A 24,635-nucleotide genomic window follows, 5' to 3' on the forward strand; every position below is an offset into this window, starting at 1 on the left:
ACTTTATTCAGTTGAAAATCCATAGTATTAAAAATCATTGTAAAAAGAGAAGTCGTTTCAAATACCGGCTGAATAAAGTTAAAGCCTCCGGCGGATGCCACGATTTTTCAAAGGTAAGTTTTCGAGCAAGCTCGAAAAAAATCGGGCTCGCAAATACGCCAAGGCGCATTTGATCTATTGTAAAAAGCTATGTTGAGACAGTAACATATTATATTGTTTTGTTAGTTCCATAAATAATGTTTCATCTTTGTTAATAAGTGATTGGTCGATTTGTTTAAGTAATTGTTCTTTTCTAAAGGAGGCCTGTGATTGGATGAGAACCATTTCGGCTACCTTTTCATACATTTCTTCATCAGGCGTTTGAGAAATTACGACTACCTCATTCTTTTGCTCTTTGTTAAAATGGTTCATTACTTAATCACTCCTTTGATTTTTTCACTTCTTTATAAATCAAAAACCCCTTCACCTTATACATGTAACTAGAATCATTTTATTTAATAATTTCTAGTTGTCTTTCTATTATGAAGGTAATTAGGCAAAAAGTAAAGTATTATTTAGAAAATTTGGATATGTCAGAATTTAGATGAATTGGCAAACTTGGATATAAGGTTCGCGGAATATGAAAAAATGGGCTACTTTCCTAATAAATTTCATAGTATGAAATGAACAACTTTTTAACTTTTTTCAGTTTTGCTGAATAAAGTTAAAAGAATAAAAGGAGGTACCTGTCATGAATCAACCATATGGTGGATATCCAATGAATCCATACACTCGCGTGGTTCCAAACTATTATTATCCTTATTATCCCACAAATGGCTACCAACAGGCTAATTATATAAATACCCCCACTACAGACCAGCAGCAAAGACAAACAGAAGAATTTCAGAATGTATGGAAAGAAGTACGAAAAAATTTAAAGCCTTACTATGATCAATTAGCTGAATTTAATGTAAACCGTAGTTTATCGCAGTATATAGCTATGCAACTTGTCATGTTCACGTTGATGACTCAAAATCAATTCTCAGGTTCTTTAGATCAAAAAGTGAATCAAACGTATCAGGCATTTCGTCGTCAAGCCAACTGGGTCTTTGGTGTGTTATCGCCTTACCGAATTCCGGAACGTGAGCTTGAAAGAATATTTAAAGCGATTATTCGGCTTACTTATGAAAATATTGGCTTTTCACCAGAAAAGAATTGGAGTGAATGGGAAGATCTTGGAGGCTACTTAACATCTGGACCTTCTGTTACTGTACCCGGAAGAAATCAGTTAGATGTCTATGTGCGTGGAAGAAACCGTGTGTTGTATCGGCGGATGTGGAATGGAACTAATTGGACAGATTGGGAATGCCTCGGAGGTACTCTAACATCTTCACCAGCTGCTGTCTCATGGGGACCTGGCAGGGTAGATGTGTTTTCTCGTGGTGAGAATAACCACTTGATTCATAAATATTGGAACGGGTCCACTTGGAGTGAGTGGGAAGATTTGGGTGGAGTCTTAACATCATCACCTGCTGTCTCATCTTGGGCTGAAAATCGCCTAGATGTATTCGGAAGAGGCACAGATCGCCATCTTTATCATAAATATTGGGATGGGGATAGTTGGAGTGAGTGGGAGAACTTAGGTGGTGTTCTTACGTCTGCACCTGGAGCAGTGTCGTGGGGGCCCAATCGTATCGACGTCTTTGCACGAGGTGAAAATAGAGCCCTTTATCATAAGTATTGGAATGGCTCAAGTTGGAGCAATTGGGAAGATCTTGGTGGGCAATTAACTTCAAGTCCAGCTGCATCTTCAAGAGAGCCTAATAATCTTGATGTTTTTGTAAAAGGTACAGACGATCATTTATATCTAAAAAATTGGGATGGAAGCCGTTGGAATGAATGGGAGGACCTTGGTGGTACATTAACATCCGAACCATCCTCAGCCTCATGGAATCGAAACCGAATTGATGTATTCGCTAGAGGAGAAAACAACCAACTTATCCATAAATGGAAATCATAATTTCAATTGAACAGGGGTTGTGGATATGCCTAGATATGTGTGGGGAGTGGATTCAGCGGTAACTGCTGATGAAGAGCTATATACATGTGTAAAATCTAAATTTGGGAACCCGAAATTCTGGGGCCGTTATTTAAGTGAAGGTCCCAATGTTTCAGAAGGACTAACAAGAGCAGAAATTTCATTCTTGCGGAACCGAGGAATCAAGGTTTTGCCTCTCTATAATGTTTTTTCTGATGCAATAGGATATGAAAAAGGGCAGCTTGCTGCAAGAAATGCTGTATTTAATGCAAGACGTCTTGGCATTCCAAACAATGTAGCGTTGTTTGCAAATGTAAAACGTTTTTTAGCTGTAGACGAGGCTTGGATTCGGGGGTGGGTGGAATCAATTTACCCAAGTGGATTCCGTCCAGGGATTTACAACGATCCCGTCAAAGGCGATTTTGCTGTAGCTTATTGTGAGGCTGTCCGAAAAAATAAACAGGTAGCTGTTCATACAATCCTTTGGAGTGCTGAACCTGAGCCTGGGGTGACAAAGGAACGAAATGCACCTAAATACAAACCAATATCACCAAAATGTAAGGCAAATGTATGGGTTTGGCAATATGGAAGAGATTCGGAAGACTGTCCAATTGATACAAATTTAGCTGACCAGCGGGCTTTAAATTACCTATATTAAAAAAACCAGGTACATCGTCCTGGTTTTTTTAATTTTCCTTCCAGCTCAGCGCCTAGCCCCTCGAGGTCACAAGCCAATCCGTCAAGAAGGTCAAAGAGCAACCTTCTCGCCCGCTCGTCTTGTGCTTGTCGGACTTGCACAGGAAGTGCTGACATCGACGTTTGCCACAGGACGTGGCAGTAGTTAGTCGATGTTCCTTTATGAACGCTTGCACATTTGGTTATTAACGATAACTTTCTCCTAGTTTTTTGAATACGGGTTTTTGGTATGTTCGTTTGTTTGGTCGGTTTGTATTCTCGGTTTTTTCTTCAATTCCAACGTATTGCTGTAGCAGGCTTTTTGCTAGAGAAAGTGATAGATAGGTTTTTGGATTTCGATATGTCTGATTCAATTGTCCAAGGTGTGGTAGGCGAGAGAAGTCTTCTTTTGTAGGAGGCATGTGAAAATAATAGTCTCCGGCTGAAATTAAGACATCGGATTGCTGTTGACTATTTTTCGGATTTCTGGAAAAATGTAGTCCTTCCTTTTTGGCTTTCCCTTCGGATATAAGCTTTTCTAGTGCTTTTCGTTTTAGTAAGTATAAGAATTTCGGGTTTGTAGCCGTTTTGGCATGTCGGTTTACAACAAATATGGCACGTGCTAGGTTGTCCACATTTGGTTCAAGCGGGGCTTGATTTACCTGTTTTTTCATACTTTCTCTCCTTTCTATCTTTTATTATACTGGTAGTAGTGTATTTTGACAAATTCATCTAGCTTATCGTTTTCGTTAAATCTTTCAAGTGATTATATAAAAATAATTATTGGAAAATTAAAGGTTTTTGTCGATGTATGCCGAAGAGATAAATATTAATCTGTAGCAGGGAATGGTCTCATGAACAACATTAATCATGTAATTTTGAAGGATAAGCAATTTAGCCACTTTGGTGAGAAAATTGAAGCAATCATCTTTGAAATTATCCTTAAACATATCAAGGATTTAATATATGTCATGAAAGTAGAAGAAGGCGACATTTTTACCTACGTCTTCTTAAATGAAGAAGCAAAGGGGCATGCAAAATTAACGAACTCAAGCCTTGGGAAAACACTTTACGAGGTGTTACCTAATGAAACGGCTGATCATTTGCATGCACAATATAAATCTGTTTTGGAGAAAAGGGAGGCAGTCTCGTTTCAGGATGTTGTGATTCTACCAGATAATAAAGTTGTACACGGTGAATCACTTTTAACCCCAGTCTTTGATGACAAAGGAAATATTCTATTCATCGTAAGTGTCACTCGTGACATCTCTGCAAGGGTTGCTGATAAAGAAATGATTACCTATATGGCCTATCATGATCAACTTACTGGTTTACCTAATCGCAGTTCATTAAAGAAGGACTTAGATAACGCGGTTGCCCAAGCAATAGAGCGTGATCAGGAATTTGCATTAATGTTCATAGATCTTGATCGTTTTAAATTTTTCAATGATTCTATGGGACATATAGCGGGGGACCATTTATTAAAAGAAGTTGGCAGACGGTTATCTTCAATTAGTCAGAGAGGCTATAAGGTTTTCCGTCAAGGCGGGGATGAATTTATCATCATTGTTCCAAATTCATCAAGAGAGCATTCTCAAGCCTTTGCGGAGAAACTGAACCGAATGTTTGAAAAGCCTTTCATACTAGAAAAAAAGGAATTCTTTATTTCAGCAAGTATTGGAATTAGTCTCTTTCCAACTGATGGCAATGATGTTGATACATTAGTGAAAAATGCCGATACAGCCTTGTATCGTGCTAAGGAATTAGGCAGGGCGCTCTATCAATTTTATAGTACTGATTTACAGAAGCAGTCTTCCCATTTGATGCACCTTGAGACAGGTCTTAGAAGGGCTATTGAGAAAAATGAACTTGAAATCTACTATCAACCACAGTTGGATCTTAGTTCAGGTAAGGTGACTAGCTTTGAGGCTTTGTTAAGATGGAATCATCCGACACTAGGGTTTGTGTCACCTGCTGAATTCATACCGATAGCTGAAGATACCGGACTCATTTTATCAATTGGAGAATGGCTCATTCACACAGTTTGTCAGAATTTAAAGCGTTGGAAAGAGAGTGGATATGGGACTGTATCCATTGGTATTAATGTATCACCGAAACAATTCCAACAACCTGAATTAGTAAATATGATTCAACGAAATATTGAGGAGAATCAAATCTATCCAGGTAGTCTTGAAATTGAACTTACCGAGGGAGCCATGTTAGACCCGAAGAAAACACTGCTCACATTGGCGAAATTAAAGGAAATTGGAGTTCGAATTGCCGTGGATGACTTTGGTACAGGCTATTCTTCCTTAAGCTATATAAAAAAATTTCCAATCGATACATTAAAAATCGATAAGTCCTTTGTAAAAGATGTTCTCCGTGATGAAAAGGATGCTGCGATTACAACTACAATCATTCACTTAGCCCAAAGTTTAGGGCTTTCAGTGATTGCTGAAGGGGTTGAAGAGGAACAACAGGTTGAGTTTTTCAGGATTATGGGGTGTCATAAAGTACAAGGCTATTTCTTTAGTAAACCAATACCAGAACATGAGTTGATTGAGCATTATTTAACTAATAAGTAAGAGGATGGCCTAAGGGTCATCCTCTTTCGTTATTTCGATTGTAATGTAAAAATGGAGATTTCAGGTTTTGCTAGAAATCGTAATGGAAGTCTAGTTGTTCCAAGTCCGCGATTAACATAGAGGAACATTTTAGTAGCACCAATTTCATGGGCACCCTCATAATAGATACTTCCTAGCGGGGGAGTAATTAATGGTCCCACAAATGGTAGCTGAATTTGTCCACCATGACTATGACCGGATAATTGCAAATGCGCTCCCACTTCAGCTGCTCGGTCAGCAATATCCGGCTCATGAGCAAGTAGAATTGTATAACTAGACGAATCTACGTTTTGAAAGGCTTGTTCAAAACTAGGACGTCCAAGCATGACATCATCCAATCCCACAATGGTAATTTTTGAATCTCTCAAATAAATTTCCTTCGAACTGTTCATTAAGAGAGTAAAATCGGTTTGTTCCATTAGTTGTTTATAAATCTCAGACCCATAACCCCCATGGTCATGGTTACCGTAAATGGCAAATTTCCCAAGAGGAGCTTCTAAGCGTTTTAGGATCGGGATGAGATGATTGGCAGCTGCATATTTATTAGGCTCATCCATTAAATCTCCGGTGAAAAATAGAAGATCCGGTTTGTAGCTATTGATTTGATCGACGAGATGTGTAAGTTGTTCTAGTGTGTAATAATGCCCAACATGAGTATCGCTAAATTGGACAATCCTAAGATTGTCAAAGTCTTTTGGAATAGTAGGATGTACAATTTTATGAGATGTGATATCTAGCTGTTTTGGCTCAAAATATCGGGCATACCAATACCCGAAAGAGGACGCAATTGCAGCTGTTGCTGCTGTGGCAAACGCCCGTTTAATAAATTGTCGTCTTGTATATTTTTTTGCCATCCTAACCGCCAACCTATTCTTTATAATCAATTGAAGCTATGAGACTAGTGTAGCATATTCATATTCACATAAATTTTAAATATGTATTACAGTTGTAAACAAAATCATGATGTAAGCGGTTTTTTCATCTTGTTTGTCAAAATTCATTCTTTTTTTCACTAGATTTATGAATTTATTGTTTGTATATAAATAAACATGTCAAAATCTGCAATTATTTAACGAACGATTCATATCCACGGGTACTTTAGAACTTGTTAAAATGAGGGTACTTGTACATAACCAGTCACTTAATGAAAGGATGATAATTTGAGCAAGCGAATCTCACTACTACTCATTGTCATTTGTTTAATCGGACTAGTTTCTGTTCCAACAGCTAAAGCGTCATCTAATCAACCTCTTACACAAGAGGAAGCGTTCACATTCTTACAAGAAGCGTTTCAAGCGCAATCTTCACTAACATCTGAATTTCGTACCTATGAAGAAGTTCAACAAGTTCTTGCTCCTTTTTTCCATTCAGATTATGCAAACACATTTTTAGAGGAGAATTTAATAAAGGAAAAAGATGGGTATATTGTGTATGGATCTGATTTTGCCCTCTACTTTGTTCCGTTTTATTCGTATACAGACGAAACAAAAATTTTATTCGATCAAAACGAAAAGAAGATTTTTGTCTATGAGTTATTTAAAGCCCCAGAGTCAGGTCCGGTTGCTTATAAAGATCATTATGAAGTCATCACAATTGAAAAAATAAACTCAAACTGGCTTATTACGGATTTACAATTACAAGATGAAGCTCCTTCTGTAAAAGAGACTATTACACATAAGGAAACAATTAAACAGGATTCAGCATTTTTAACGTGGAATCCCTTTAAAACCACGATTTATTCCTTACTTGAAATGGATAATCGAACATTCACTCATTTTGGATTTTATCAAGGCATCTTTTAAATACCAAAGAAAAATAGAAATCCCAATTGGGATTTCTATTTTTCTTTGTGAAGGGAATCAACAATTCCCATCGCACAAATATCAAGGTCGAGACTAATAATTTCGTATACTTCATGATGTCTTGGAACATTCTTTTCATCAAGATAAGTTCTGATTTCCTTTAAAATTAATTCTTTAATAAAATTTTTATGTTCAACTTCAGTTGCTGAAGGATGTTCGATAAACGATTGCTTCCCAGCATTCACAAAAATAGGTAGCCATAGACGGAGTTGGTCGAACACTTCATTCACATTTGTTGACATCCCGTAATGGCCAAAATAAATAGCCGAGACCCCAAGTTCATTCACTCTTTTTGCAGATTCGAGCATTGCATCAGGACGGAATTGATTAGGAGATGTCGAAGGCAAATACAGTTCAATATTATCTTTGACTAGTTCATGATAATAAATGCCGATTGTGTCACCTGTGAAAATCCCGTTGCTAACAGGGTCATAAATACTAAAGTGATGATTGGCGTGGCCTGGTGTATCGTAAAAAACAAGGCTGCAATTCCGGCCTATTTCCAGTTCTTCCTGATCTGATTTTACAATTAATTTTTCCTCAGGAATTGGCAAAATTGGATCAAATAAAGAATCAAACCTTTTTCCATATACAGCCTTTGCTCCAGCGATCAATCGACTTGGTTCAGCCAAATGTCTTGCTCCCTTAGGATGGACAACGACTTTTGCATTTGGACAGTGCTGTAACAGGAGGCCTGCTCCTCCAGCATGGTCTAAATGAATATGGGTTACAATTATATACTGAACATCAATTGGATCAATGTTTAGCTCTTTAAGCCCCTCTAAAATGTACGGTATAGAAGGACTTGCACTTGTTTCAACAATTGTAATCTTCTCCTCTTTCATTATGTAAGAACCTGTTCGAGCCTTTCTCCCCAAATCATGTGCGTCAATTAGAAATATTCGCTCATTTAGTTGTGTAAGATTTCCCATGTTCTCCTCCCACTTTTTTATTGTTTCATCGCTAATTTTATTGTATTGTTACATAGTAGTTACTGTAAAGGTATTGAAAGAAATATTCTGAATATATAAGTCCGTGAGAAAAATGGTCAATACCGTGGATAGAAGAGAGGATATTGCTCAATCCTAAAAGTAGAGAAAGGAGAGGCTACATATGTCACAGTTACAAGGAATCATATCTCGTCTTATTAGCCTTCAGGAAAATGCAAATGGTGGGGAGCCCCCACAACGTTTTTTTGAAGTAAATGGTGAAAGAAAATGTAGTGTTAAGTATTTTAACAAAACAAGTACATTTGAACTCGAAGTATACCAGCAAGGGGAAAAGCCCAAAACATATCAATTCGATAATATTGACATGATTGCAATTGAAATTTTCGATTTAATTAGCTAATCACACTTCTTAGGCTCGGCACTGTGCTGAGCCTTTTTCTTTCTTCCAAAGTACTAACTCTAAATCACCCTTAAATAATACAAGTTCTCCCCCTAAAATTATGGTAAAATAAAAGAGGAGAATGAAAAATGAAATCTGGTAATATATGAAAATAATTACAATGTGAGGTTGTGAGGCTTACATGTTTGGTCTTCAAAATGAAAATCTATTTGAAACAACAATTAAAGACTTGCTTATTCCTGCAGATAAAGTAGCTCACGTTCAAATCGGGAATAGCTTAGAGCACGCACTACTTGTCCTTACAAAAACGGGATATACCGCAATCCCCGTATTGGACCCAAAGTATAAGCTGCATGGCTTGATTAGTTCAACACATATTCTAGACTCAATCCTTGGATTAGAGCGAATTGAATTTGAGCGTTTAGAGAAAATGAAGGTTGAAGAAGTCATGAACAGGGAAATCCCGCGATTAAATTTAAATGATAATGTCATAAAGGGTCTTCAATTAGTCATCGATCACTCATTTGTCTGTGTTGAAAATGACGATTTAGTATTTGAAGGAATTTTTACCCGTCGTGCTATTTTAAAACAATTCAATAAACAATTAAAAATTAAATAAGTTATTTAAAATCCTCCATGCTGTTCGGGAGGATTTTTTTAGGTGTATAATGATAATTTTTAATAAATCTTTTATACTATAAGTAAAACTTATACCTGTGTGCAGGAGGAAACAATGTGCAATTTTCCGAATTTCAATTATTAGTAGTACTATCATCTGAGTTAAATATGCGAAAAGCATCTGAACGTTTATTTGTTACACAACCTGCGTTATCCCAGCGCTTACAATCGATTGAAAAAGCATGGAATACAAAAATATTTATTCGTTCACAAAAAGGACTCACACCAACACCTGCTGGAGAAAAAATAATTGATTTTGCAAAAGAGGTTGTTGAGAAGGAAGAAAAAATACGGGAGCAGCTACAAGGACTCAATCAAGAAGTGCACGGCACCCTTAAAATTGCGTGTGCGTCCATTATTGGACAAAATTGGCTTCCAAAAGTATTAAAAAAATATGTAAATAAATATCCACATGCTAAAATTTCATTAATTACCGGCTGGAGTAGTGAAATATTAAAAAATCTCTATGACGACACTGTTCATATCGGGATCATCCGTGGCAAACCCGACTGGAAAGGTGCGAAACATCATTTATTAACCGATACGATGTATATGGTTGATACAGAAATCCAAAAAATCGAACAGGTGTGGGAAACAGATCGACCGTTTATTCAATTTAAAAGTGACTCAACTTATTATCAAGAAATTCAGGAATGGTGGCACCGCACCTTTCAATCAACACCACGTCGCACCATTGTGGTTGACCAAATTGAAACATGTAAGCAAATGACCTTAAATGGAATTGGTTATGCGATTTTGCCATCTGTCACTTTAAATGATGATGAAACGAAACACATTTATAAAATTCCTTTAATGAACGAGAATAACGAACCAATGAAACGCGATACATGGTTGGTCGGTTATGATTATGCATTTGAACTAAAACAAGTCCAAGCATTTGTTGAGATGATTAAAGAAAACATAGATTCTTTATGAAATGATTCTAGGAATCGCTATTGTACTGAATTCAATCCACGAATATGTGTAGAATAATCACAGTCTGATTGTGACAAATTACATATATGAGGAGGTGGATGATTAATGGCGAAAATTGGTGTTGAAGGTTCTCTAACAAATGTTCAGCAGGCTCTTCAAGAAAAAGGCTATGAAGTTGTTCAGCTAAAACAGGAAAGTGATGCACAAAACTGTGACTGCTGTGTTGTTACAGGCTTAGATTCAAATGTAATGGGAATGGCTGATACTGTCATGAAAGGGCCAGTTATTGAAGCAAACGGACTATCTGCTGACCAGGTTTGTCAAGAAGTAGAAAGTCGTTTAGGACAGGCGTAAATAAGTGATAGACGAAATGACGAGACTAGGTATTTCACCTAGTCTTTTTTTATAAATCCATCGTTTTTCAAATAATATATTATAAAATTGTAAAGATTGTATAATTTTAAAAAAACGACGGCATTTTACTTGAATCGACAGCTACCTCTTTGTTAAACTAGTCATTGTTGATAGCGATTACCCCATGTATAAACCGTATAAAGCTGGTTATACTTGGATATTGGTGTTAGCGTTATCAATCTACTTATAAAAAATATTTGGAGGTCTTACATATGGCAGAACGTATGGTAGGTAAACAAGCTCCTCGATTTGAAATGGACGCTGTTATGCCAAATAAAGAATTTGGTAAAGTTAGTCTTGAAGAGAACATGAAAAACGATAAGTGGACAGTATTATTTTTCTATCCAATGGACTTCACTTTCGTATGTCCTACAGAAATTACGGCAATGTCTGATCGTTACGATGAGTTTGAAGACCTAGACGCTATCGTTATCGGCGCTTCTACGGATACAATTCATACTCACTTAGCTTGGATTAACACTGACCGTAAAGACAACGGATTAGGGGATCTTAATTATCCGCTAGCTGCAGACACTAACCATGCTATTTCTAAAGAATACGGTGTTCTGATTGAAGAAGAAGGTATTGCATTACGTGGTCTATTTATCATCAGCCCAGAAGGGGAAATGATGTATTCTGTCGTTAACCACAACAACATTGGTCGTGATGTTGACGAAACTTTACGTGTTCTTCAAGCATTACAGACTGGTGGCCTTTGCCCTGCTAACTGGAGACCTGGACAAGCTACGCTTAATGTCTAATAGATAACAAATAACAACAGGGTCTAACGAATGTTAGGCCCTTTAATCCATAATGTGGAGGATAAAATCGATGAAATTACGTGATCAATTGCCTGAGCTTGATGGAGAAAAAGCTTGGTTAAATGGTGAAGTTAGTAAAGCTGACCTTGTTGGTGAAAAACCAACCCTCATTCATTTTTGGTCAATCAGCTGTGGTCTTTGTAAAGAAGCAATGCCTCAGGTGAATGAATTCCGTGACCAATATCAGGACAAGTTAAATGTTATTGCTGTTCATATGCCAAGGTCAGAAAATGATCTTGATTTAGATGAAATTAAGCAAGTTGCCGAGCAGCATAATATCACTCAACCAATCTTTGTTGATAGTGATCTTAAATTGAATGATAAGTTCGAAAACCAATATGTCCCTGCTTATTATGTATTTGATAAAGAAGGCAAGCTTCGGCATTTCCAAGCAGGCGGTAGTGGCATGAAGATGCTAACGAAACGTGTTAACCGCGTATTAGAAGAAACTCAAAATGCTGATTCATAATGAGGTTTGCTCATAAGGCTAAGTCAATTTGACTTAGCCTTATTTATTTTTAAATAAAATATTTAACATTTTCTGAAAATGCACTAGATATTTATTTCGAAAACCGATATATTATATGTTACGTACATTTTAGGTTTTTTATGGAAACACCGAGGGGGGACTCATATGGATACTTTTAGGAAATTAAAGGGGTTTTATTGGCCGTACCGGAAATATTTTTTCTGGTCATTATTTGCCATGATTTTTGTCACAGGAATTACAGTTGTCTATCCAATCGTGCTTCAGATAACCATAGATGAGGTTATCCGGGCAGGAAATTATCAGTATGTACCATATTTAGCATTCGGTTTTATTGCCATCATGATAATTAAAGGGGTAGCTACATATTTCAACCAGTATCTGGGGGATTTATTTGGTATAACGGCTGTTTATAAGGTAAGAAATGCATTGTATGAAAAACTACAACGATTACCTTTTAGTTATTATGATAATGCAAAAACAGGAGACCTAATGTCGCGTTTAACTGCCGACGTTGAGGGGATTCGATTCTTCCTTTCATTTGGATTTGCGGAACTACTTCGCTTTACACTTTTAATTATTTTCAGTTTAATCGTGATGTTCTCATATTCCATTCCACTTACATTGGTAACAATTATGGCATTACCGTTTCTCGCGATTGTTGTTTATCGTTTTGATAAGCGAGTCCACCCAGCATTTCGAAAGGTGAGAAAAACATTTGGTCGCTTGAATACAAATGTTCAAGAAAATATCAGCGGAATTAATACTGTAAAGTCATTATCACGAGAAGAGTTTCAAATCAATAAATTCAACGATTCCAATGAAGATTACCGAGATGTTTCACTTGCTACGTCAAAGATTTGGGCAAAGTTTTTCCCGTTAATGGAGTTTATTGGAAATGTTTGTGTTGTCGCTTTACTATCTTATGGCGGATATTTAGTAATTGGTGGGTCAGTATCATATGGGGAACTCGTCGCATTTTTTAGTTTAGTTTGGTACCTGCTCAACCCAATTATGAACCTTGGTTTTATTATTAATATGTTTTCACAAGCGAAGGCTTCTGGTGAACGTTTACTCGAGATCCTTGAAGCAGATGAGAAAATCTTCGATAAAGAGAATGTTGTTAACAGTGATAGCTTGCAGGGGCATGTAGAATTTAAAGATGTTACTTTAAAGTATACAGAAGATGATGAGGCAGCATTACAGTCGATTTCATTTACAGCTGAACCAGGCAAGGTTATTGGGTTAATAGGGGCAACAGGCTCTGGGAAAACCAGTATTACACAGCTAATGACAAGATTTTATGAGCCGGTAAAAGGCCAAGTCTTTATTGATGGAAGAGATGTTTCAGACTATTCCATTTCTACGTTAAGGAGTAATATTGGATTTGTCATGCAGGAATCATTCTTATTCTCATCCACAATTCGTGCAAATATTGCTTATGGCAAACCGAATGCTTCGATGGAAGAAATTATTGATGCAGCAAAAAGAGCCCAAGCACATGAGTTTATTATGGAGCTTCCAAATGGCTATGATACGATGCTTGGTGAACGTGGTATGGGATTATCAGGTGGACAAAAGCAACGAATTGCAATAGCAAGGTCAATCTGTATTGATCCTAGCATTCTCATTTTAGATGATGCAACAAGCGCAGTAGATATGGAAACTGAATTTTCAATTCAACAGGCCTTAAAGGAAGTAATGAAGGGGCGGACTACATTTATCATTGCACATCGAATTTCTTCGTTGAAACATGCGGATGAAATTTTGGTATTCGATAATGGAACCATCGTTGAACGTGGAACACACGAGGAATTGTTGAAAAGTGAAGGACCATATCAACGCATTTATGATATTCAGTATAAGGATCAAAAAGTTGTCCTACAGTCACAAGTAGGTTAGGTAGGTGAGATGAAATGTCAAAAAATGAAAAACAAGATATAAAACATCGGTTCCATTATTCGACGGACCAAGCAATTGAAAAACCGTTTAACTGGAAACAAATGCTCAGATTATTAAGCTATATGAAACCATATTCAAAAAGTTTATTGCCTTTAGCAATCATCATGGTTTTATTAACCACCGCTGTAAGGTTGATCGCACCTATTTTAATTGGGAAATATACAATTGACCACGCGATTGCGAATAAAGATACAGATTTATTACTGGTCTTAGTTACTACGATTGCTGGGTTATATGCGATTAATTATGTTGCGAACATTTATCGGATCAAATGGACCAATATGCTTGGTCAAAATATAATATACGACTTACGAAAACATCTTTTTACACATGTTCAAGGTCTTTCACATCGATTCTTTGATAAGCGCTCAGCAGGATCTATTTTAGTTCGAATTCTAAATGACGTGAACTCACTTCAGGAATTATTCACAAATGGGGTTATTAATCTATTAATGGATTTTGTGCTCCTATTTGGAGTCATTTTTATTCTTTTCGGTTTAAGTCCAAAGCTTACATTGGCAATCTTAATTATCCTGCCACTGATGGTCTTAATTACAACTAAATTAAGAAGAAAAATTAGAAGATCTTGGCAAACAGTAAGAATCAAGCAATCGATGCTTAACTCACATTTAAATGAAAGTATTCAAGGGATTCGAGTGACACAAGCATTTACTCAGGAAAAAGAAAATATTGAGTTCTTTGATGGTATTAATAATCAAAACTTTGAGAGTTGGAGAGATGCAACCCAGAAAAATGCGATGTTCCGTCCATTTGTTGAAATGACAAATGCGGTTGGAACTGCCATTTTGATTTGGTTCGGGGCTACGCTAATCCAAGCTGACGGACTAACAATCGGGGTATTCGTCTCCTTTGCCTTCTATTTAGGAATGTTCTGGGAGCCTATTTCACGTTTAGGTCAAGTATATAATCAATTACTTGTGGGGATGGCTTCTTCTGAACGTATATTCGAATTTATTGATGAAAAACCAATTGTTGGTGAAAAAGAAAACCCAATTCACTTATCTGATATGAAAGGCAAGATTGAATTCAATCAAGTGGAATTCGCATATGACGAAAGCCGAAAAGCCTTGAAAGGCATTTCCTTGACGATAGACGCAGGTCAAACCATCGCCCTTGTAGGTCATACTGGTTCAGGTAAAACGACGATTGCTAACCTGATTAGCCGCTTCTATGATGCAACAGGTGGAGAAGTAAAAATCGATGGAATCAACATAAGAGAATTATCTCTACAGAATGTTCGTTCTCAAATAAGTGTAGTCCTACAAGATACGTTTATCTTCTCTGGTACGATAAAAGACAATATCCGGTTTGGGAGACCAGACGCAACGGATGAAGAGATAATTGCCGCTGCACAAGCAGTGGGTGCCCATCAGTTTATAGAGAAACTTGTAAATGGGTATGACACGGAAGTTGAGGAAAGAGGGAATATCTTATCAGTTGGGGAACGACAATTATTATCATTCGCTCGTGCACTACTTGCAGATCCTAAGATCTTAATTTTAGATGAAGCAACTGCAAGTATTGATACCGAAACAGAAGTCAAAATTCAACAGGCTTTAAAACAATTATTAAAGGGGCGTACAGCAATCATCATTGCCCATAGGCTATCGACTATTCGTGAAGCGGATAATATATTTGTATTGGATCATGGTGAAATCATTGAACAAGGAAATCACCATGAATTAATGAATCAGCAAGGTGAATATTTTGGATTAGTAAAAGCACAGTTTAAGATGCTTGAGGCCATGTAGAAACCTTAAGAAGGACTAGGAGACCCTAGTCCCTTTTTACTTTCGGAGTGCCACTTCATGAAGGGTGACAGTGATGCTTCCAAATTATAGATTAGTTGTGATACAATCTAAGGTATCTCAATTTGATGGGGGAATAGGTAGTGAACAAAAAAGAGTTTGCGGTAATAGGCCTTGGACGCTTTGGAGGTAGCATATGCCGCGCATTAAGTGATGAAGGCATGGAAGTCATGGCCATGGACCTTGATGAAGATAAAGTGAATGAATTCTCAACTATAGCTTCTCATGCAGTTGTTGGCGATTCAACGGATGAATCAGTTCTCAAGAGCATAGGGATTCGAAATTTTGACTTAGTCATTGTAGCCATCGGGGATAACCTGAAAGCGAGTATATTAACGACCATTATTCTAAAGGAATTAGGGGTCAAGCAAATTTGGGTAAAAGCACAAAATGACTACCATGAGAAAATATTAAGTAAAATTGGAGCGGATCGGATTGTACATCCAGAGCGTGATATGGGAAAACGAATTGCCCATAATATTATCTCAAACAATGTCTTGGATTATCTGGAACTTTCCGATGAGCATAGTATTATTGAAATTGTTGCAGGAAAAAAGATTGATGGGAAGTCTTTAATTGAATTAGATGTACGTGCGAAATATGGGGTAACCATCGTCGCGATGAAAAGGGGAAAAGACATCATTGTATCTCCATCAGCAACCGAGCAGATACATAAAGGGGATATCCTAATTATTATCGGGGCTGACACAGACATTAGCCGTTTCGAAAAAAATCTAATCGAAGAATAAACGTCTCAGCATGAGGCGTTTTTTTTATGGACATATTAAAAACCCACTGAGGAAAGCCTCAGTGGGAATCAACATTGAATATGACAAGGGTTAATGGACTAGCTTAAACCTCCATAATGATCGGTAAAATCATTGGGCGGCGTTTTGTCTTTTCATAGAGGAACGGTGCAAGTGTGTCTGTAATTTCATTCTTAATTTCAGACCATTGGGTCGTGCGACGCTCCATTACTTTATTTAAATGCTTTGTAATCAGACTCTGTGCATCATTGATTAAATCTCCAGACTCACGCATATACACAAATCCACGAGAAATTAAGTCAGGTCCTGCAGCAATCTTAAAGTCCTTCATATTAATACTTACGACAACGATCACAAGACCTTCCTCAGAAAGAATGCGGCGGTCGCGCAATACAATATTTCCGATATCACCAATACCGCTACCATCAATATACACATTTCCTGATGGAATCTTACCTGCAACAGATGCTTCATTCTCACTTAAAGCAAGAACCTCTCCATTGTCCATAATAAAGCAGTTCTCTTCAAATACACCACAATCTACAGCAGATTTCGCGTGCATCTTTTGCATCCGGTATTCACCATGAATTGGCATAAAATACTTTGGCTGCATGAGACGAAGCATTAATTTTTGCTCCTCTTGGCCACCGTGGCCCGAGGTATGGATGTTACTTAGTGGACCATGAATAACATCGGCACCTGCGCGGTAAAGCATATTGATGATTCGACTAACACTCAGTGTATTCCCTGGAATAGGCGATGATGAAAATACGACTGTGTCCCCAGGGATGATTTGAATTTGTCGGTGTGTACCATTTGCAATTCTTGAAAGGGCAGCCATTGGTTCCCCTTGGCTTCCAGTACAAAGAATTACAACCTTATTAGCTGGGAGACGGTTGATTTGGTTAGCATCAATAAACGTATCCTTTGGACATTGAATATAGCCTAAATCATATCCAATTGTGATGGCTGATTCCATACTTCTGCCAAATACTGCAATTTTTCGATCGTTTTGAACAGCGGCTTCAACCACCTGCTGTAGGCGATGAATATTAGATGCAAAAGTAGCAAATATGATACGGCCATCTACCGTTCGGAAAATATCTTGAATACTTTCTCCTACGCGTCTCTCAGACATTGTAAAATGTGGTATTTCTGCATTTGTACTATCTGAGAGCAGGCATAGCACTCCATCTCTTCCAATTTCCGCCATTTTTTGAAGGTTCGCTGGCTCTCCAACAGGTGTGAAATCAAATTTGAAATCTCCTGTATGTACGACTTGTCCAGGAGGTGTTTTTACAACAATTCCGTATGAATCTGGAATACTATGTGTTGTTCTAAAAAACGTAACCGATGTTTTGCGGAATTTTATAATATCTTCTTCTTTAATTTCAATCAACTTTGCTTGGCGAAGTAGTCCGTGCTCTTCTAGTTTGTTACGAATTAAACCTAAGGCAAGCTTACCTCCATAAATCGGTACATTGATTTCACGAAGTAGATACGGAATTCCACCAATATGATCCTCATGACCGTGCGTAATGAATAAACCTTTAATCTTGTCTTCGTTCTTGACTAAATAGCTGTAATCAGGAATCACATAGTCGATTCCTAACAGCTCGTCCTCTGGGAATTTAATCCCAGCATCGATCAGGATAATTTCATCCTGAAACTGTACGCCATAAGTGTTTTTACCAATTTCCCCGAGTCCACCTAAGGCGAAAACAGCTGTTTGATCGTTCTTTACAAATTTCATAATTCATCAAATCTCCAATACATTATAATCTTCATTTAGTTGCTCATACTCAAGATAGGCCCCTTCCACCTTTTGAATATATTCAATGTTAATTTTCCGTTCCTTTAATTTTTGGCGAACCTCAACTTGAGACTCTGCTTCAATATACAAAGTTTTTGTATGTTCTCTTACTGGAACTTCTAATACATCCTCTTGGTAGTAAACTTTAAAAATCATTGCCAAATCTCTCCTTAATTTCCGAAAGTTAGAGTAACTTTTTCTATTATATAAAAATATAACAAGTTTTTCATGTTTTTTCTTGCTTTTCCTAAATATTTCTTAACATTGCATCGCTAATAGGTAAAAAGAGGAGGTTAGTTTAGGGGTTACTATGTATTTTTTTGTTAAAATCATTGAACCGTACACCTAAAGGTCTATTATACCATTGAAGATCATGATAGTACATAACCAGCCCTCCATAACGAAGGGCTCTTTTCGTCACTATTATCTTCAACTTCATTACGAGGTAGGTTTTATGTTATTAATTTTTATGCAATTGATTTCCTTTTTAATAAATCTTGCCACTGCTTCATTATCTTTTTCCGTAACTTTTTTAGCATGACTATCATCTCCTTTTTTCTCAAACTTTAAACATTACAAGAACGTTGCTTTTGGGTTTAAGTTTTGTCCTTATTATGTGGAAAAAAGGGTCAAATTATCATAGCTAATAAAAGAAAGGTAAATTGACTGAAGATGAATAAGTCAATTCTACTTAACAAAAAGCACTTAAAAATTTAGCGGGTGGAAACTTACTTTCTATCGTTCGATAGGTATCGCGTTGTCAGGTTCAGCAAACGGATCTTCCTCATTGATATGATCATAGAACATTACACCATTTAAATGATCTATTTCATGCTGAAAACAAATAGCAGGTAAACCTTTTAGTTTCACAATTACTTCCTCGCCCTCAAGGGTGGTTCCTTTTACCTTGATTTTTGAGTAACGCGGTACATATCCTGGTACAGCCCTGTCAACAGACAAACAACCTTCGCCAGTTGTTAAATAACTCTTTTTAATAGAATGACTAATAATCTTTGGATTAAACAAAGCATAGCTGTATAGCTCATCATTCTCATCTTTTAAATGGACAGCAATCATACGCTTTGACACATTAATTTGCGGTGCAGCAAGCCCTATGCCTGGTCTTAATCCATATTTTTCAGCAATTTCAGGGTTCTGACTGTTTATTACATATTCTAATAGTTCGTTTAGAATTTTGCTGTCTTCCGCTGATGCCGGTAAAGGAACCTCAGCTGCAACCTTCCGTAATGTTGGATGTCCTTCTCGGATAATATTATCCATTGTTATCACAATTATCACTTCCTGATCTTGATGCTTATATTTATCTTAAGTTTAACAAAGGTTTTTTCCTTTTTAAATATAAAAGTAGGCCTCAAGTCTGTTCTAAAGCATGTACTAACTCATATATTTAGTTGAAACCTAAAAAATGTTATGAAATCGTATTATAATATAGTATATTTGAAGTAGCTAAGGGGGAGCAGATATTGAAAAATAATACGTTTAAAATTGTATTTCTTTGTGTTTGTATGAGTTTTCTCTTAATGGGGTGTTTGGGCGGTCCCACACCTGAAGAACAGATTTATGAGACATTAGAAAAAGTGGTAACGGTTGAAAAGGACTTTGAAGAGCAACAAAACCCATTGGTGGAGCTTGAGAAAAAAGAGAAAGAGCTTTACGATGAAATATTAACACTGGGTATGAAAGAATTTGATCAGATTGTTTCCTTATCGAATGATGCATTGGCAATTGTTGGTGATCGCGAAACTAGAATTAACAATGAACAAAAGAGTATCGAAGCCTCCAAGAAGGAATTTCAAAAGGTCGATGCACTTATTTCTGAAATTAAAGAGGACAGTGTAAAGGAAGAAGCAAATGAGCTAGTATCGTTAATGAACGAGCGCTATGAAAGCTATGAGGATTTATACACTGTCTATAAAGAAGCGATCGAGCACGATAAAAAATTATATGAAATGTTTCAAAATGAAGAATTAACATTGGATGAATTGGAACAACAAATTACTCTTATAAATGAAACTTACGAAAAAGTAGTTGCAGCAAATGAAACGTTTAATAAATTGACAGACCAATACAACAAAGCAAAGGTTACTTTTTATCAAAATGCTGGACTAGAAGTTGTCTTTAAAGAGGAATAACAATATGAAAACTGTGAAAGGGCTATCAGTGTTGATAGCCTTTTTGTTTTGGCTATTTTAGGGCATAATCCGAGTAGTATTTTAAAAAATCATTATAAAAGCAGGGTTTTTATAGTACAGATGCAAAATGTGTACTGATACAGTTTGTAAAAATGGGAATTTATACAAAACAGAAAAAAATGGTGGACAAGTAATAAAACAGTAAACAAACAATTTGACGTGTGTCTTACGTTGTTGTAAACTTGGAAATGGATAGGGAGCAGTTGTATTAATTGCTTTACTAAAATAATTAATACAGCTTCATTTAGGAGTCAGAATATCCTTTTCGAGCATGACAAAAAGTTATTACATCTAAAGACTTAGTCCTTTTGGATATAGTGTGTGTTCAAAAAGGAGAATGAAGAGGACCGAGAATTTCAAGGCGACGCAGTTTTGAGTAGCGGAACGTATGCAGTTAATACGTGAGCAACGGAGAAACAAGTCAACGAAGAAATACGATGTGTCATATTTATTCGATTTTTTGAACTTCCTCTTAATTATGTCTTTGAAAAGATATATTTTTGGGTAACCTAATGCTGTATGTTTTGTATCATTCTTAACTTTATACTTGGTTTCTTCACCATCATAAAGTTAAAGCCCCTTACTAGAATGGTCAGGGTGCATTTGATAAAAGAAAATAGGGTAAGAAAGGAAGCGAGAAAAGATGGCTGTAAAAGCAAATGTCTTTGATTTACAAGGGCAACTGGATAAAGTTGCTGAAAACTTTCCTATGTTTCAGATCTTAAATGAAGAAGGAGAAGTAGTTAATAAAGATGCTGTTCCTGATTTAAGTGATGATCAATTAAAAGAATTAATGAGAAGAATGGTTTATACAAGAATCCTTGATCAACGTTCTATTTCGTTAAACCGTCAAGGGCGTTTAGGTTTCTATGCACCTACTGCAGGTCAAGAAGCTTCACAACTTGCATCTCAATTTGCATTAGAAAAAGAAGATTTCATTTTACCAGGTTACCGTGATGTACCTCAAATCGTTTGGCATGGTTTGCCATTATATCAAGCGTTCTTATTCTCACGTGGACATTTCCATGGAAACCAAGCTCCAGAAGGAGTTAATGTACTATCACCACAAATTATCATTGGTGCACAATACATACAGTGTGCTGGTGTCGCTTTAGGTATGAAAAAACGTGGCAAGAAATCAGTTGCAATCACTTATACTGGTGACGGCGGTACTTCACAAGGTGACTTCTATGAAGGAATTAACTTTGCGGGAGCATTTAAAGCACCAGCAATATTTATCGTTCAAAACAACCGGTTTGCAATCTCTACTCCTGTTGAAAAACAATCAGCAGCAGCAACTCTAGCTCAAAAGGCTGTTGCAGCTGGTATTCCAGGAATTCAAGTTGATGGTATGGATCCACTAGCTGTATATGTAGCTGTTAAAGAAGCTCGTGAGCGTGCAGTGAATGGTGATGGTCCAACTCTAATTGAAACAATGACATACCGTTATGGTCCACACACAATGGCTGGGGATGACCCAACAAGATACCGTACATCAGAGCTTGATAATGAATGGGAAAAGAAAGACCCACTCGTTCGTTTCCGTAAGTACCTTGAAGGAAAAGGAATTTGGAATGAAGAGTTAGAGAACCAAGTCATTGAAGAAGCTAAAGAAGACATCAAGAACGCAATTAAAAAAGCGGACGAAACACCTAAACAAAAGGTTACTGATCTTATTTCACATATGTACGAAGAGCTTCCTTTAAATTTAGAGGAGCAAATGGAAATCTATAAAGCGAAGGAGTCGAAGTAAGCCATGGCGCAAATGACAATGATTCAAGCAATCACTGATGCGTTACGCACAGAATTAAAGAATAACCCAGATGTCTTAGTTTTCGGTGAAGACGTTGGAGTTAACGGCGGTGTGTTCCGTGCTACTGAAGGTCTTCAGGCTGAATTCGGTGAAGATCGCGTGTTTGATACTCCACTAGCTGAATCAGGTATTGGTGGTCTTGCTGTTGGTCTAAGCTTACAAGGCTACCGTCCGGTTCCAGAAATCCAGTTCTTTGGATTTGTCTATGAGGTTATTGATTCTATTAGTGGTCAATTAGCTCGTATGCGCTATCGTTCAGGTGGTCGTTACACTGCTCCAGTAACGATTCGTTCACCATTTGGTGGCGGTGTACATACACCAGAACTACACGCAGATAGCTTAGAAGGTTTAATGGCACAGCAACCTGGTCTTAAGGTTGTTATTCCTTCAACACCTTATGATGCAAAAGGACTATTAATTTCCGCAATTCGCGATAACGACCCTGTTGTCTTCCTTGAGCATATGAAGCTTTATCGTTCATTCCGCCAGGAGGTTCCGGAGGGTGAATATACAATTGAACTTGGAAAAGCAGAAGTTAAGCGCGAAGGTACAGACATCACTATGATTTCATATGGTGCGATGGTGCATGAGTGCTTGAAAGCTGCAACTGAGTTAGAAAAAGAAGGCATTTCTGCAGAAGTTATTGACTTACGTACAGTTAGCCCATTAGATATTCCAACAATCATTAGTTCTGTTGAAAAAACGGGACGAGCTATCGTTGTTCAAGAGGCACAAAAACAAGCTGGAATTGCAGCTAACGTTGTTGCTGAAATCAACGATCGTGCAATCTTAAGTTTAGAAGCTCCAGTATTACGAGTAGCTGCAGCTGATACAGTATATCCATTCTCTCAAGCAGAATCAGTTTGGTTACCAAACTTCAAGGATGTAATTGAAACTGCAAAGAAAGTATTGAACTTCTAATATAACTAATCAATCGAGGATTAACTATCCTTATCGGAATAAATAAGCCTGTGGCGTATGAGAGTTCAACTAGATAAGAGGTTCAACAAAGTAGACATGCGCCAAGGCATCTTTGACAAGAAACTAACAATTTTAGGAGGCGAAAACCGTGGCATTTGAATTTAAGTTGCCAGATATCGGTGAAGGTATCCATGAAGGTGAAATCGTAAAATGGTTTGTAAAACCAGGCGATGAAGTAAATGAGGACGATGTTCTATGTGAGGTCCAAAATGATAAAGCAGTAGTAGAAATCCCTTCTCCTGTTAAAGGGAAAGTACTTGAAGTACTTGTAGAAGAAGGAACTGTTGCAATTGTAGGTGATACACTAATTAAGTTTGATGCTCCTGGATATGAGGACCTTAAATTTAAAGGCGATGAATCTGACGAAGCTCCTAAACAAGAAGAAGCTCAGGAAGAACAACCAGCTGCGGCTGCTTCAGAAGCAACAGCACCTGCTGCAGACGTTGATGAAAATCGTCGTATCATTGCTATGCCTTCTGTTCGTAAATATGCACGAGAAAAAGGAATTGACATTAAAAAGGTTGCAGGAAGTGGCGAAAATGGTAGAATAATGAAGTCGGATATTGATGCGTTCACTTCTGGCGGTGCACCTGTTGCTACAGAAACACCTGCAGCTGAAGCTCCAAAAGCAGCAGCGGCAGAAGCAGCGACAGCTCCTGCAAAACAACCAATTCCTGCGGGCGAATACCCTGAAACTCGTGAAAAGATGAGTGGAATTCGTAAAGCAATCGCTAAAGCGATGGTTAACTCAAAACATACAGCTCCACACGTTACATTAATGGACGAAGTAGATGTGACAGAGTTGGTTGCACACCGTAAGAAATTTAAGGCTGTTGCAGCTGAAAAAGGTATTAAATTAACGTACCTACCATATATCGTAAAAGCTTTAACTGCAGCATTACGTGATTTCCCTGCGTTAAATACATCACTTGATGATGCAACTAGCGAAATTATTCATAAGCACTACTTCAATATTGGTATTGCTGCTGATACAGAAAAAGGTCTTCTTGTTCCTGTTGTTAAAGATGCGGATCGTAAGTCAATTTTCTCTATCTCTAATGAAATCAATGAATTAGCTGGAAAAGCTCGTGATGGCAAGTTAGCTCCTAATGAAATGAAAGGTGCATCATGTACTATCAGTAACATTGGTTCAGCTGGTGGACAATGGTTCACTCCTGTTATTAACCACCCAGAAGTTGCTATCTTAGGAGTAGGCCGAATTGCAGAGAAGCCTGTTGTTAAAAATGGTGAAATTGTTGTAGCTCCAGTCCTTGCTTTATCATTAAGCTTTGACCACCGTATGATTGATGGTGCTACTGCACAGAACGCACTCAACCAAATCAAACGTTTGTTAAATGATCCACAATTATTATTAATGGAGGCGTAATACAAC

Annotated in this window: 24 protein-coding genes; 17 read left to right on the forward strand and 7 right to left on the reverse strand. The window is 37.3% G+C overall.

The window, feature by feature from the left end:
* Positions 1 to 174: 174 nt before the first annotated feature.
* Complete coding sequence (locus ACFSFW_RS03445) at positions 175 to 411, reverse strand: IDEAL domain-containing protein (protein WP_099363173.1); 237 nt, start codon at positions 409 to 411, stop codon at positions 175 to 177.
* A 319-nt stretch (positions 412 to 730) separates the two neighbouring features.
* On the opposite strand from ACFSFW_RS03445, the gene ACFSFW_RS03450 reads away from it, so the two are divergent.
* Positions 731 to 1,999 (forward strand): PLL family lectin, encoded by a 1,269-nt coding sequence (locus tag ACFSFW_RS03450; protein ID WP_388035259.1) that lies wholly within the window; start codon positions 731 to 733, stop codon positions 1,997 to 1,999.
* Positions 2,000 to 2,024: 25 nt separating this feature from the next.
* Positions 2,025 to 2,675 carry a glycoside hydrolase domain-containing protein gene (locus ACFSFW_RS03455; RefSeq protein ID WP_388035262.1) on the forward strand — a complete coding sequence of 217 codons (651 nt, stop codon included), beginning with the start codon at positions 2,025 to 2,027 and terminating at the stop codon, positions 2,673 to 2,675.
* A gap of 223 nt (positions 2,676 to 2,898) precedes the next feature.
* Here ACFSFW_RS03455 and ACFSFW_RS03460 read toward each other — a convergent pair whose 3' ends face one another.
* Positions 2,899 to 3,366: a YkyB family protein gene (locus ACFSFW_RS03460; protein ID WP_099363170.1), complete on the reverse strand. Its 468-nt coding sequence runs from the start codon at positions 3,364 to 3,366 to the stop codon at positions 2,899 to 2,901.
* A 180-nt stretch (positions 3,367 to 3,546) separates the two neighbouring features.
* On the opposite strand from ACFSFW_RS03460, the gene ACFSFW_RS03465 reads away from it, so the two are divergent.
* Positions 3,547 to 5,277: a sensor domain-containing protein gene (locus tag ACFSFW_RS03465; protein WP_388035265.1), complete on the forward strand. Its 1,731-nt coding sequence runs from the start codon at positions 3,547 to 3,549 to the stop codon at positions 5,275 to 5,277.
* Between the two features lie 29 nt (positions 5,278 to 5,306).
* Here ACFSFW_RS03465 and ACFSFW_RS03470 read toward each other — a convergent pair whose 3' ends face one another.
* Positions 5,307 to 6,170 carry a metallophosphoesterase gene (locus ACFSFW_RS03470; RefSeq protein ID WP_304212126.1) on the reverse strand — a complete coding sequence of 288 codons (864 nt, stop codon included), beginning with the start codon at positions 6,168 to 6,170 and terminating at the stop codon, positions 5,307 to 5,309.
* Between the two features lie 306 nt (positions 6,171 to 6,476).
* On the opposite strand from ACFSFW_RS03470, the gene ACFSFW_RS03475 reads away from it, so the two are divergent.
* A complete protein-coding gene (locus tag ACFSFW_RS03475) occupies positions 6,477 to 7,118 on the forward strand; it encodes a DUF3993 domain-containing protein (protein ID WP_388035268.1) in 642 nt (213 codons plus the stop codon).
* A gap of 35 nt (positions 7,119 to 7,153) precedes the next feature.
* Here the strand turns inward: ACFSFW_RS03475 and ACFSFW_RS03480 are convergent, their stop codons facing one another.
* Positions 7,154 to 8,110 carry an MBL fold metallo-hydrolase gene (locus ACFSFW_RS03480; protein WP_388035270.1) on the reverse strand — a complete coding sequence of 319 codons (957 nt, stop codon included), beginning with the start codon at positions 8,108 to 8,110 and terminating at the stop codon, positions 7,154 to 7,156.
* A 181-nt stretch (positions 8,111 to 8,291) separates the two neighbouring features.
* Between ACFSFW_RS03480 and ACFSFW_RS03485 the strand changes: the two genes are divergently transcribed.
* The 9 genes from ACFSFW_RS03485 (at position 8,292) to ACFSFW_RS03525 (ending at position 16,404) form a co-directional block, all read left to right on the forward strand.
* A complete protein-coding gene (locus tag ACFSFW_RS03485) occupies positions 8,292 to 8,528 on the forward strand; it encodes a YkuJ family protein (RefSeq protein ID WP_121445041.1) in 237 nt (78 codons plus the stop codon).
* A gap of 181 nt (positions 8,529 to 8,709) precedes the next feature.
* Complete coding sequence (cbpB, locus tag ACFSFW_RS03490) at positions 8,710 to 9,147, forward strand: cyclic-di-AMP-binding protein CbpB (RefSeq protein WP_304212114.1); 438 nt, start codon at positions 8,710 to 8,712, stop codon at positions 9,145 to 9,147.
* Positions 9,148 to 9,263: 116 nt separating this feature from the next.
* Positions 9,264 to 10,142, forward strand: a complete 879-nt coding sequence (ccpC, locus tag ACFSFW_RS03495) for a transcriptional regulator CcpC (RefSeq protein WP_304215872.1) — start codon at positions 9,264 to 9,266, stop codon at positions 10,140 to 10,142.
* A gap of 105 nt (positions 10,143 to 10,247) precedes the next feature.
* Positions 10,248 to 10,496 (forward strand): YkuS family protein, encoded by a 249-nt coding sequence (locus tag ACFSFW_RS03500; RefSeq protein ID WP_099363162.1) that lies wholly within the window; start codon positions 10,248 to 10,250, stop codon positions 10,494 to 10,496.
* A 272-nt stretch (positions 10,497 to 10,768) separates the two neighbouring features.
* The gene (locus ACFSFW_RS03505) at positions 10,769 to 11,317 is read left to right on the forward strand and encodes a peroxiredoxin (protein WP_099363161.1); all 549 of its coding nucleotides are present in this window, start codon (positions 10,769 to 10,771) and stop codon (positions 11,315 to 11,317) included.
* A 70-nt stretch (positions 11,318 to 11,387) separates the two neighbouring features.
* Entirely contained in the window at positions 11,388 to 11,846 is a 459-nt protein-coding gene (locus ACFSFW_RS03510) for a TlpA disulfide reductase family protein (protein WP_304215868.1), read from the forward strand.
* Positions 11,847 to 12,011: 165 nt separating this feature from the next.
* Positions 12,012 to 13,766, forward strand: a complete 1,755-nt coding sequence (locus ACFSFW_RS03515; RefSeq protein WP_388035276.1) for an ABC transporter ATP-binding protein — start codon at positions 12,012 to 12,014, stop codon at positions 13,764 to 13,766.
* A 14-nt stretch (positions 13,767 to 13,780) separates the two neighbouring features.
* Positions 13,781 to 15,598, forward strand: coding sequence for an ABC transporter ATP-binding protein (locus ACFSFW_RS03520; RefSeq protein WP_388035279.1), 1,818 nt, complete (start codon positions 13,781 to 13,783; stop codon positions 15,596 to 15,598).
* 140 nt (positions 15,599 to 15,738) lie between these two features.
* A complete protein-coding gene (locus tag ACFSFW_RS03525; protein ID WP_099353603.1) occupies positions 15,739 to 16,404 on the forward strand; it encodes a potassium channel family protein in 666 nt (221 codons plus the stop codon).
* A 103-nt stretch (positions 16,405 to 16,507) separates the two neighbouring features.
* Here the strand turns inward: ACFSFW_RS03525 and rnjA are convergent, their stop codons facing one another.
* The 3 genes from rnjA to def all read right to left on the reverse strand — a co-directional run bounded on the left by rnjA (position 16,508) and on the right by def (position 19,525).
* A complete protein-coding gene (gene rnjA / locus ACFSFW_RS03530; protein ID WP_099363156.1) occupies positions 16,508 to 18,175 on the reverse strand; it encodes a ribonuclease J1 in 1,668 nt (555 codons plus the stop codon).
* Positions 18,176 to 18,181: 6 nt separating this feature from the next.
* Positions 18,182 to 18,391, reverse strand: a complete 210-nt coding sequence (locus ACFSFW_RS03535) for a DNA-dependent RNA polymerase subunit epsilon (protein ID WP_099363155.1) — start codon at positions 18,389 to 18,391, stop codon at positions 18,182 to 18,184.
* Between the two features lie 579 nt (positions 18,392 to 18,970).
* Positions 18,971 to 19,525 (reverse strand): peptide deformylase, encoded by a 555-nt coding sequence (gene def, locus ACFSFW_RS03540; RefSeq protein WP_388035283.1) that lies wholly within the window; start codon positions 19,523 to 19,525, stop codon positions 18,971 to 18,973.
* 194 nt (positions 19,526 to 19,719) lie between these two features.
* Here def and ACFSFW_RS03545 point away from each other — a divergent pair, with 194 nt between their 5' ends.
* The 4 genes from ACFSFW_RS03545 to ACFSFW_RS03560 all read left to right on the forward strand — a co-directional run bounded on the left by ACFSFW_RS03545 (position 19,720) and on the right by ACFSFW_RS03560 (position 24,629).
* A complete protein-coding gene (locus ACFSFW_RS03545; protein ID WP_304215858.1) occupies positions 19,720 to 20,388 on the forward strand; it encodes a YkyA family protein in 669 nt (222 codons plus the stop codon).
* A 703-nt stretch (positions 20,389 to 21,091) separates the two neighbouring features.
* Entirely contained in the window at positions 21,092 to 22,201 is a 1,110-nt protein-coding gene (gene pdhA / locus ACFSFW_RS03550; RefSeq protein ID WP_304215856.1) for a pyruvate dehydrogenase (acetyl-transferring) E1 component subunit alpha, read from the forward strand.
* Between the two features lie 3 nt (positions 22,202 to 22,204).
* Positions 22,205 to 23,182 (forward strand): alpha-ketoacid dehydrogenase subunit beta, encoded by a 978-nt coding sequence (locus ACFSFW_RS03555; RefSeq protein ID WP_304215853.1) that lies wholly within the window; start codon positions 22,205 to 22,207, stop codon positions 23,180 to 23,182.
* 148 nt (positions 23,183 to 23,330) lie between these two features.
* The gene (locus ACFSFW_RS03560) at positions 23,331 to 24,629 is read left to right on the forward strand and encodes a dihydrolipoamide acetyltransferase family protein (RefSeq protein WP_304215850.1); all 1,299 of its coding nucleotides are present in this window, start codon (positions 23,331 to 23,333) and stop codon (positions 24,627 to 24,629) included.
* Positions 24,630 to 24,635: the final 6 nt, after the last annotated feature.

This window comes from Ferdinandcohnia salidurans (genome assembly GCF_042680725.1).
Classification (GTDB): Bacteria; Bacillota; Bacilli; order Bacillales; family Bacillaceae_L; genus Ferdinandcohnia; species Ferdinandcohnia salidurans.

Coding starts and splice junctions, on each gene's coding strand:
- ACFSFW_RS03445 (WP_099363173.1), bottom strand. CDS start 411: ATGAACCATTTTAACAAAGAGCAAAAGAATGAGGTAGTCGTAATTTCT.
- ACFSFW_RS03450 (WP_388035259.1), top strand. CDS start 731: ATGAATCAACCATATGGTGGATATCCAATGAATCCATACACTCGCGTG.
- ACFSFW_RS03455 (WP_388035262.1), top strand. CDS start 2,025: ATGCCTAGATATGTGTGGGGAGTGGATTCAGCGGTAACTGCTGATGAA.
- ACFSFW_RS03460 (WP_099363170.1), bottom strand. CDS start 3,366: ATGAAAAAACAGGTAAATCAAGCCCCGCTTGAACCAAATGTGGACAAC.
- ACFSFW_RS03465 (WP_388035265.1), top strand. CDS start 3,547: ATGAACAACATTAATCATGTAATTTTGAAGGATAAGCAATTTAGCCAC.
- ACFSFW_RS03470 (WP_304212126.1), bottom strand. CDS start 6,170: ATGGCAAAAAAATATACAAGACGACAATTTATTAAACGGGCGTTTGCC.
- ACFSFW_RS03480 (WP_388035270.1), bottom strand. CDS start 8,110: ATGGGAAATCTTACACAACTAAATGAGCGAATATTTCTAATTGACGCA.
- ACFSFW_RS03485 (WP_121445041.1), top strand. CDS start 8,292: ATGTCACAGTTACAAGGAATCATATCTCGTCTTATTAGCCTTCAGGAA.
- cbpB (WP_304212114.1), top strand. CDS start 8,710: ATGTTTGGTCTTCAAAATGAAAATCTATTTGAAACAACAATTAAAGAC.
- ACFSFW_RS03500 (WP_099363162.1), top strand. CDS start 10,248: ATGGCGAAAATTGGTGTTGAAGGTTCTCTAACAAATGTTCAGCAGGCT.
- ACFSFW_RS03505 (WP_099363161.1), top strand. CDS start 10,769: ATGGCAGAACGTATGGTAGGTAAACAAGCTCCTCGATTTGAAATGGAC.
- ACFSFW_RS03510 (WP_304215868.1), top strand. CDS start 11,388: ATGAAATTACGTGATCAATTGCCTGAGCTTGATGGAGAAAAAGCTTGG.
- ACFSFW_RS03515 (WP_388035276.1), top strand. CDS start 12,012: ATGGATACTTTTAGGAAATTAAAGGGGTTTTATTGGCCGTACCGGAAA.
- ACFSFW_RS03520 (WP_388035279.1), top strand. CDS start 13,781: ATGTCAAAAAATGAAAAACAAGATATAAAACATCGGTTCCATTATTCG.
- rnjA (WP_099363156.1), bottom strand. CDS start 18,175: ATGAAATTTGTAAAGAACGATCAAACAGCTGTTTTCGCCTTAGGTGGA.
- ACFSFW_RS03535 (WP_099363155.1), bottom strand. CDS start 18,391: ATGATTTTTAAAGTTTACTACCAAGAGGATGTATTAGAAGTTCCAGTA.
- pdhA (WP_304215856.1), top strand. CDS start 21,092: ATGGCTGTAAAAGCAAATGTCTTTGATTTACAAGGGCAACTGGATAAA.
- ACFSFW_RS03555 (WP_304215853.1), top strand. CDS start 22,205: ATGGCGCAAATGACAATGATTCAAGCAATCACTGATGCGTTACGCACA.